This window comes from Chthoniobacterales bacterium (genome assembly GCA_036569045.1).
Taxonomy (GTDB): Bacteria; Verrucomicrobiota; Verrucomicrobiia; order Chthoniobacterales; family JAATET01; genus JAATET01.
Map to the genome: position 1 here is coordinate 1 of DATCRI010000050.1, position 7,879 is coordinate 7,879.

Consider the following 7,879-nt stretch of genomic DNA (forward strand, 5'->3'; position numbering starts at 1 on the left):
CCCGCCTCGATCCGATCCAGGCGCTTCGCTACGAGTAGCGGACGTTACACGCCAGCTCCGGGGCGAGGCGGCGGCGGGGGCGAGGGCTCGGAGGATTGTTCGATCTTGTGCAGGCGAATGTGGGTTGGGTCGTTGATCCACATTTGCGGGAGATTGTCGCGCACCTGGACGAGGCCGGTGACCTCGACCTGCTGGCCGAGGTAGATGTTTTCCGGATCGGAGCCGAAGCGGGCTGTCGCCATGGGATAGACGAGTGCGCGGAAGGTGGGCGCGGAAGGCCTGCCATCCAACTCGAAAATGATCGGTCCGTTGGCGACGCGACGCACTTCGATTACCCGCCCGGAGACGATGGCGAATTTGCCGGCCTGAGCCGCGGCCTCCGAGGACTTCACGAGCGGGCGGTCTTTCGCAAACAGAGATGTTGCGATCAATGACAGGGCGAGCGTGAAACCAATGCCGAACAAACGCATGACGCGACTGTTTTCGTGGGCGAGGTGGCTGTCCAGAGGGAAACCTCCGATTCCCGGCCGGTGAATGTGACAATTTCGCCATACGAGAGAATGGAGCTGTCGAGGGCTGCTAATCCGCGCATCAATCCGAGGGTTCATGAAAGCCGCCGTCTTCCTCCATCTCGTCCTGCCAGGGATCGGCCTCGTTGCCGGGGCGACGCTGGCCGCGGGAGGAATGACGTATTTTCAGAAGGATCCCGTGGCGATCGCGCCCGCGGCTCCGTCGGAAATTCCGCCGCCGGGCCGGCTGACGTGGCGGGATCTCGCGGACGCGGACTCCGCGCGGTTTGCGGCCAATCTTCGGGCGATCGGATGTCCCGAGGACACCATTCTTCGCATCGTCACGACCGATGAAGATCCGTCGACGCCAGCGGAACCAGTCCCTGCCGCGACTCCGACTCAGGCGGTCGTCCCCGTGGCGATGCCGGTTCCCGTGGCCATGGCGCCGGCTCCGCCCGCGGTGGCGCCGATTGCGCCGATCGCTCCGCCGCCGCCAGCGGGACCGGATGTGGTGATCGTGGCCCCGCAGGGCCACGTGCCCCTGCCCGTCGCCTTCCAGGAACTGCCGCAGGATGGGCAGATGACGCCGGAGCAACGTGCGAAATTGACGGCCATTCAGGATGCGTTCATTGCGGCGATCGGCGGTGCGAATCAGGATCCGAACTCGGCGGAGTATCTCGCCCGATGGCGCGAGGCGCAGCGGAAGAGCGACGTGGCATTCAAAACGGCATTTGGCCAGGGCGAGTTCATCCGCCGGCAGATGGCGAGGCTGCGCGCCGAGCAATCCGCCCGGCCGGGGTCGTAGCGCGGGCGTCGCTCGGCGTTACGAAATCGTTACGGAACGCCGGTTGTGCGTGCCGGCCTCATCTCCTTGTCTGGCCTCCGCTTCGGACGCCCCGGCTCCCGCAAGACCACCAACACTCCTGACCTCATGAAAAAAAACAACCTCCTGGCGGCCATTGGGCTGTCGCTCGTCGGCCTCGGGCTGACCGCGGCGCCGATGAGCGCCGCCACCTACGCCAATAACGATCTTCTCGTTGCCTTCTACGCGACGGGCGGCGAGGGATCGACCACCAGCGTCGTGCTGAACATCGGTCCGGCCGCGACCTACCGCGACGCCGCCAGTGAGATCTTCATTGGCAGCATCGGCGGTGACCTCGTGAACGCCTTCGGTCCTGATTGGTTCAACCGCGGCGACGTTTTCTGGGGCGTCTTCGGCTCGAGCTACAGCGCGACCGTCGGCACCGACGGGCCGTGGACCCTCTACAGTGGCCGCGCGCAGTCGGTTTTCGGCACGCAGGCTCCGGGTTACAGCCAGGGCAGCGTTGCGACGCAGAGCCAGTCCGGCACCCGCATCCACGACCTCGGCGATGCCTACGCGCTCACGGGCGTGGCCTCGGGTCTCACCGTCGGCGTGAACGCGAAGGCTTCCATTCAGGATGCCTCGGCGGACAACGACTTCGCGGAATACCAGAGCAACGGGGGCGGAACGAGTTTCAGCTACTTCCAGAGCGCTCTCGCGAACTTCGCCAACGGGGCGAACTCCTCCGCGGTGGATCTCTTCCGCATGGTCACCCAGGCCGGCGCCATCACCGACAAGGGCTCCTACGAGGGCACCTTCACGATCGGCGTTGACGGTGTCGTCCGCTTCTCCACCGTGCCGAACCCCAGCCCGACGCCCGCGCCGACGGCGACCCCCGCTCCGAACCCGACCGTCGATACCGCCGCGATCCAGAAGCAGATCAAGAAGATCAACGCGCAGATCAAGAAGGCGAAGCAGATCGAAGACCCGGTCAAGAAGAAGAAGAAGCTCGCCGCTCTGAAGAAGAAGCTCAAGAAGCTCAAGCAGAAGCTCTAAGCCCCACGCCCAACCAACGCTCTCCAAAATCCCAATCCTCTACTCGTAAAACACCATGAAACTCCTCAAAATTGCAGCGATGGGCCTCGTCGCCCTGAGCTTCGTCGAAGCGGCCTCCGCTCAAACCAAGATCTACATCACGGGGTCCTCGGCCTTCCGTTCCTCCGCGCACGTCGCGATCATGAAGCTCCTCGGCGGCTCCGCCAGCACCCTCCCGACTGGCTCCGGCTACGCCTACACGGGCAGCTCGCTGAGTGGCGCGAACGCGGCGTCCTTCCAGGGCACGTTCAACGGAAACCCGGTGATCATCAAAACCTCCTGGTCTGGCTCCGCAGCGGGCGTTCAGACCGTTGCTTCGAGCGCCGGTTCATTCACCGTCGGCTTCCTGCCGGACAGCGTCACCACCTCGACCACCGGCACGTCCGGTCAGACGGACCCCCGCCCGACCGCCAACCCCCGCGAAGCGGCGCTCCCCGATATGGCGTTCACCGACGTCTATCAGACGTCCACGCCGTTCCGTGGCACCCTGAATGGAGAGAGCTACGACACCCTCGTGGACAACCTCGTCGGCGTCATTCCGTTCCGCTGGGTGAAGAGCAAGGGCGCCGCCGCCGGCATCACGAACATGACTCCGCTGCTCGCCCAGGCCACTTGGATCGGCACCGGCACCTGCCCGCTCGCGCTCTACACCGGCCTGTCGGCCGATCAGGGCACCCTCGTTTACGCCACGGGCCGCGACGGCGACTCCGGCACCCGCATTGCGGCCTTTGCGGAAAGCGGCATTGGCAACGTGACCTCCGTGCAGCAGTGGGACCCCGCGACCGAGGCCCTCTATGCGCAGCAGACGGTGAACGGCCTCATCTTCCCGGTGGGTGAAGGTGGCGAATCCTCCGGCGGCACGCTCGCGGGCACCTCGAAGATGGGCAAGACCGGTCTCACCAAATCCTATGTGAGCTACATGGGCATCACCGATGCCGCGACGATGGTCACCAACGGCGGCGCGACGCTCCTCTGGAATGGCGTCGACTACAGCCCCGCGGCGGTGCAGCAGGGTCAATACACCTTCTGGTCCTACGAGCACCTTGTCTACAAGAGCAGCCTCGCGGGCACGAAGCTCACCTTCGGCGAGAGCCTCACGACCCAGCTCGTGACCGTCGACGGCAGCCCGCTCCTCGGCAGCATGAACGTGGTGCGCTCCACGGAAGGCGGCGTCATCACGGCGGCCTACTAAGCGTCACTCAATCTCGAACTCAGCCAGCCGCCCGCGGGGAAACCTGCGGGCGGTTTTGCTTTTGGGCGTTGCGATCGAAGGAAGGCCCTGGGGACCGCTGCGGGAGGATTCTGTCACGAGAATGTCACAATTTCAGCCCTTACCCGATTCGTGCGTTCCCCTAGGAACCCGCAGTTCATCTCCGACGTTTCAATCCGAGTGATCATCCATGCGCGAATGTCCCATCTGGCGGGCTTTTCCCGGGAGAGGTTTTCCCTCCCGCGAAAAGCACGTCTCCTGCTGTCTGCAGGCGTAGCGCTGGGCGGATGGATGTTCGTTGCGAAGGCTGCTCCGTCGGGGGAAACGCCCGCCGCGGCCGGCGCCGAGACGACGTTCATTCAGGAATATCGCGTGAAGGGGGCGAAGCAGCTGCCTTCCGCGGAAGTCGAGGAAGCGGTCTATCCCTACCTGGGCCCGGGACGGAGCGCCGAAGATGTCGAAAAGGCTCGGGCGGCGCTCGAAAAGGCCTACCAGGATCGCGGATACCAGACTGTTTCAGTCGACATTCCCCAGCAGGATGTGCGCGGCGGAGTCGTGTTTCTCCAGGTCAACGAGGCGAAGGTCGGCCGCCTGCGGGTGAAGGGATCGCGCTACTTTTCGTTGAGCCAGATTCGGAACGGCGTGCCGTCACTCGCCGAGGGCTCGGTGCCGAATTTCAACCAGGTCGCGAAGGAGATCGTATCGCTGAACCAGTCGCCCGATCGCCGGGTGAGCCCGACGCTGCGGCCGGGCGTGGAGCCGGGAACGGTCGATGTCGATCTGGAGGTGAAGGACACCTTCCCGCTGCACGGCAGCCTGGAACTCAACAACCGTTACAGCGCGAACACGACGCCGCTGCGGCTCAATGGCTCGATCAGCTACTCGAATCTCTGGCAGCTCGGTCACACCGTCGGGTTCAGTTTCCAGGTCGCGCCGGAGCGACCGGACGACGCGACGATCTACTCGGGCTATTACATCGCACGCATTCCGGGCGTGGACTGGTTCGGCCTGATGCTCCAGGGCACCAGGCAGAACAGCAACGTGTCGACCCTCGGCGGCGGCGCGTCGGTCGGCGACGGCTCGATTCTCGGCTTCCGGCTCATGTTCACGCTGCCGGCGCCGAACACCACGGGCTTCTACCACTCGCTGAGCATTGGTGCGGACTACAAGCATCTCGATCAGGACCTCATTCTCGGCGGACAGGCCACGGGGTCGCCGATCACGTATTATCCGATCTCGATCGATTACAACGGCGCGTTCGTCACCGCGACATCCACGACCGAGCTCAGCCTCGGCGTCGTCGCCGGAACGCGCGGAGCGGGCAGCTCGACCGGCGATTTCGACAACCGGCGCTACAACGCCGACGGCAGCTTCTTCGTGCTGAAGGGCGATCTGTCGCACACGCATGACCTGCCGTTTGGCTTTCAGGTCTTTGGCCAGGTGCAGGGACAGGCCTCGCCCTACGCGCTCGTGGACAGCGAGCAATTCAGCGGCGGCGGTCTCGACACCGTGCGCGGCTATCTGGAGTCCGAGGTCCTTGGCGACAGCGCCCTCATCGGGTCGTTCGAGCTGCGCAGTCCTTCGCTGCCGAAGGTGCTCGGGATCGACGAATGGCGCATCTACGGCTTCACCGAGGGCGGTGCGCTCACGCTCAACGATCCGCTCCCCGAGCAGCAATCGCGCTTCGATCTCGCCAGCGTCGGCGCGGGCAGCCGCGTGCAGTTTCTCAAGCATCTCAACGGCTCGCTCGACGCGGGCGTCCCCCTCATCACCCAGGTCAATTCCGCCGCGGGCAGCCTGCTGCTGACCTTCCGCATCTGGGGCGAATTTTGATTTTCCGAAAGCCATGACCCGTCACTTCCTTCTTGTCCTCAGCTTCGTCCTCCTCCTCGGGAACTCCGCTCACGCCTGGTGGAATCCCGACTGGACCACGCGTAAAAAGATCACGATCGACGCCGGCGACACCGGCAATCCCATCGCCAGCCCGATCGGTGGCGCGACGATTCTTATCCGCCTGCACGATGGCAATTTCACCTTCACGAACGCGAAGGATGACGGCAGCGACATCCGCTTTGTCGCCGCGGATGACAAGACCGTCCTTCCAAGCCAGGTCGAGAAATACGACAGCCTGCTGAACGAGGCGTTCGTCTGGGTGAAGGTTCCGGAGATCAAGCCCCGCGCGGCGACCACCGTCTGGCTCTACAGCGGCAATCCCGAGGCGAAGCCCGACAAGCTCGCCGACAAGCCGCCCTACGACGCCGAGACGACGCTCGTTTACCATTTTGCCTCCGGCGGCGTGCCCGCGGTGGATTCCTCCGGCCAGAAGAACAATGCCGAGACGGCCGGCACCGCGAGCGAAGGCGCGCTCATTAGCGGCGGCCTCCGCCTGCTCGGCGACAAGCCGATCGTCATTCCCGCGACGCCCACCCTGGCCGTGGCCGCCGGCGAAGCGTTCACCTGGAGCGCGTGGGTGAAGCAGACCGTCGCCCAGCCCGACGCGATTCTCTTCGATCGGCAGGACGGCGCGAACGGCCTGCGGATCGGCGTCGCCAACGGCACGCCCTACGTCGTCGTAAAGGGCGCGGGCGGCACCCAGCGTGTTGCGGCGACGACCCCGCTTGCGCTGAACACGTGGACGAACCTCACCGTCGTTGCGAAGGAGAATACGCTGACGATTTACGTGACCGGAAAGAGCGCCGGCGTGCTGAACGTCGCGCTCCCCGCGCTCAACAGTCCCGCGAATCTCGGTGCCGGTCCCGGCGGTCCGGTTCCGGGCTTCGTGGGTGAAATCGACGAACTCCAGATTTCCCGCGCGGCGCGGGCCGAGGGGGCGATCGAGCTCGCCGCGGTCGGCCAGGCCGGCGGAGCGGGCGCCGAAAAGCTCATTCAGATCGGCGAAGACGAGGCCAGCGGTGGCGGGCACAATGAGTTGCAGAAGCATCTCTCGCTCCTCGGAGAAATCGCGAAAAACCTGACTGTCGACGGCTGGGTCGTCATCTTCCTGTGCATCGCCCTTGCGATCGTGGGCTGGGGTGTCGCGATCCAGAAGCTCGTCTATTTGAGCCAGCTCAAGAAGGGCAACGACGAGTTCATGAAGCGCTGGAGCCATCTCGCCGGCGACCTCACGGTCCTCGACCACAACGACGCCGAAAGCATCAGGAGTCTCGGAGGATCGGCCACGCCCAAGGCCCAGCGATTCATGCGCGTCTCGCCCATTTACCAGATCTACCACATCGGCGCGGAGGAGATCCGCCAGCGCATCGAGCGGTCGCAGGGCGGCTTCACCGGCCTGTCGAATCGCTCGATCCAGGCGATCAAGGCCAGCCTCGACACGGGCCTCGTGCATGGCGTGCACAAACTGAATTCCCATCTCGTCTTTCTCACGATCGGCATCGCGGGCGGTCCCTACCTCGGGCTGCTCGGCACGGTCATCGGCGTCATGATCACCTTTGCCGTCATCGCGCAGAGCGGCGAAGTCGAGATCAACTCCATCGCGCCCGGCATCGCCGGTGCGCTGCTCGCGACGGTGGCCGGTCTGGCCGTCGCGATCCCGGCGCTCTTCATCTACAGCTACCTCAGCTCCCGCATCAAGGAGGTCATCGGCAACATGCAGACCTTCATCGACGAGTTCATCACGAAGATTGCCGAAAGCTATCCGAAGAAGGACTGACGCCCATGCAGGCCGACGACAACAAGAGCTACGACGACATCAACGTCACGCCGATGGTGGATCTCTACCTCGTGCTGCTGCTGATCTTCATCATCATGACGACGGCGAGCGTGCAGGGCTTGAAGGTCGATCTGCCGAAGGCGAGCAAGTCGCCGCCCATTGGCGAGTCGAAGGTGAAAGCCATCACCGTCAACAACGAGGGCAAGATCTTCCTCAATACCGTGCCCGTCACGCTGCCCGAGCTCGAGACCCAGCTCGGCGCCGCGAAGGCCGCGAATCCCGAGTTGCCCGTCATCGTGAAGGGCGACAGCAAGACGCAATACCAGGGCGTGATGGACGTGCTCGACGTCGTCGGCCGCGTCGGCATCAGCAAGGTCGGTCTCGCCACCCAGGCGCCGAAGTAACCCATGGCCACGCAGACCCCGCCACCCGAAATCATCGAGGACGAGGAGCCCGGATTCTTCCAGCGCTTCCGCGTGCCGATCATCATTGGCGGCCTCGTCCTCATTGGCGGGATCGCGTTCGCCGTCACCGGCAAGCACGACGCTCCGAAGCGCAAGACGCCGCAGGTCGTCTCGATCTCGCTGCCGCCC

Annotated in this window: 8 protein-coding genes; 7 read left to right on the forward strand and 1 reads right to left on the reverse strand. The window is 64.6% G+C overall.

The window, feature by feature from the left end; genetic code table 11:
* Positions 1–44 precede the first annotated feature (44 nt).
* Positions 45–470 (reverse strand): hypothetical protein, encoded by a 426-nt coding sequence (locus VIM61_09550; GenBank protein HEY8900644.1) that lies wholly within the window; start codon positions 468–470, stop codon positions 45–47.
* Positions 471–606: 136 nt separating this feature from the next.
* Between VIM61_09550 and VIM61_09555 the strand changes: the two genes are divergently transcribed.
* From VIM61_09555 to VIM61_09585, 7 genes are all read left to right on the forward strand, one after another.
* The gene (locus tag VIM61_09555; GenBank protein ID HEY8900645.1) at positions 607–1,314 is read left to right on the forward strand and encodes a hypothetical protein; all 708 of its coding nucleotides are present in this window, start codon (positions 607–609) and stop codon (positions 1,312–1,314) included.
* 126 nt (positions 1,315–1,440) lie between these two features.
* Positions 1,441–2,367, forward strand: coding sequence for a hypothetical protein (locus VIM61_09560; protein ID HEY8900646.1), 927 nt, complete (start codon positions 1,441–1,443; stop codon positions 2,365–2,367).
* A gap of 55 nt (positions 2,368–2,422) precedes the next feature.
* Positions 2,423–3,598: a hypothetical protein gene (locus VIM61_09565; GenBank protein ID HEY8900647.1), complete on the forward strand. Its 1,176-nt coding sequence runs from the start codon at positions 2,423–2,425 to the stop codon at positions 3,596–3,598.
* Between the two features lie 309 nt (positions 3,599–3,907).
* Complete coding sequence (locus VIM61_09570) at positions 3,908–5,449, forward strand: POTRA domain-containing protein (protein ID HEY8900648.1); 1,542 nt, start codon at positions 3,908–3,910, stop codon at positions 5,447–5,449.
* A 13-nt stretch (positions 5,450–5,462) separates the two neighbouring features.
* Positions 5,463–7,286 carry a DUF2341 domain-containing protein gene (locus VIM61_09575; GenBank protein HEY8900649.1) on the forward strand — a complete coding sequence of 608 codons (1,824 nt, stop codon included), beginning with the start codon at positions 5,463–5,465 and terminating at the stop codon, positions 7,284–7,286.
* A 5-nt stretch (positions 7,287–7,291) separates the two neighbouring features.
* Entirely contained in the window at positions 7,292–7,690 is a 399-nt protein-coding gene (locus VIM61_09580; protein ID HEY8900650.1) for a biopolymer transporter ExbD, read from the forward strand.
* A gap of 3 nt (positions 7,691–7,693) precedes the next feature.
* Positions 7,694–7,879, forward strand: a 186-nt coding sequence (locus VIM61_09585) for a hypothetical protein (GenBank protein ID HEY8900651.1), incomplete at its 3' end; no start/stop codon positions are given.

Excerpts from the sequence above, each read along its gene's own strand:
- VIM61_09550 (HEY8900644.1), bottom strand. The coding sequence starts at position 470 with ATGCGTTTGTTCGGCATTGGTTTCACGCTCGCCCTGTCATTGATCGCA.
- VIM61_09555 (HEY8900645.1), top strand. The coding sequence starts at position 607 with ATGAAAGCCGCCGTCTTCCTCCATCTCGTCCTGCCAGGGATCGGCCTC.
- VIM61_09560 (HEY8900646.1), top strand. The coding sequence starts at position 1,441 with ATGAAAAAAAACAACCTCCTGGCGGCCATTGGGCTGTCGCTCGTCGGC.
- VIM61_09565 (HEY8900647.1), top strand. The coding sequence starts at position 2,423 with ATGAAACTCCTCAAAATTGCAGCGATGGGCCTCGTCGCCCTGAGCTTC.
- VIM61_09570 (HEY8900648.1), top strand. The coding sequence starts at position 3,908 with ATGTTCGTTGCGAAGGCTGCTCCGTCGGGGGAAACGCCCGCCGCGGCC.
- VIM61_09575 (HEY8900649.1), top strand. The coding sequence starts at position 5,463 with ATGACCCGTCACTTCCTTCTTGTCCTCAGCTTCGTCCTCCTCCTCGGG.
- VIM61_09580 (HEY8900650.1), top strand. The coding sequence starts at position 7,292 with ATGCAGGCCGACGACAACAAGAGCTACGACGACATCAACGTCACGCCG.